Below are 612 nucleotides of genomic sequence, written 5' to 3' on the forward strand. Positions count from 1 at the left end.
ATTCCACACGTTTTCAAAGTGCGCTTTTGGACAAAAGAACAGGCTGGCGCTAGCAATAAATAGGGTGCACTTAGGGTAATCAAAATCGCTGAAACACGCTTGCGAGATGGAGAAATTCGACTGTTCAGAAAAACGCGTCTCACAGGTTTTTATTGCATCAGAGTTGTTGTCGAATGCGTGAACACGAAAGCCTTGTGCGAGAAGAAAATTGGAGTCTCTCCCTGTACCGCAGCCAGCGTCAACGGCAATTTTCTCTGCTAATGTGTGAAATTGTAGGGCTTTCTCTACATTGATCCTGTGTGGTTGTTGAGCGACTTTTTGATAGTACGGATCCCATGAAACTGACATTGAATTTCCTTTTCGTTATAAAAAACGCCATTCAAATCTGAATAGCGTTTTTGCTGTCTTTGAAGCTAGCCTACACAACTCTATTTTTTGCGGCGCTAACGGAATGTAGAGAATGTGACCGAGTTAAAGTTGATCTTCTATTGGCAAAATGCCGGAGAACCAAGCGCCTAATCGGCGAAAAACGCCTGCTTCGGGTTCCGAATCATATTCCTCACCAGTTTTGGTGTTTGTCCAAACAATGTCTCCGTCACGTAGAGTGAGTCG

The 612-nt window shown here is 44.0% G+C and carries 1 protein-coding gene; it reads right to left on the reverse strand.

Annotation, left to right across the window (positions count from 1 at the left end):
- Positions 1 to 348 (reverse strand): class I SAM-dependent methyltransferase (locus R8N49_RS28555; protein ID WP_318190626.1); only part of this gene is annotated, 348 nt, incomplete at its 3' end.
- Positions 349 to 612 lie beyond the last annotated feature (264 nt).

The sequence above is a fragment of the Vibrio sp. 1978 genome (assembly GCF_033344345.1).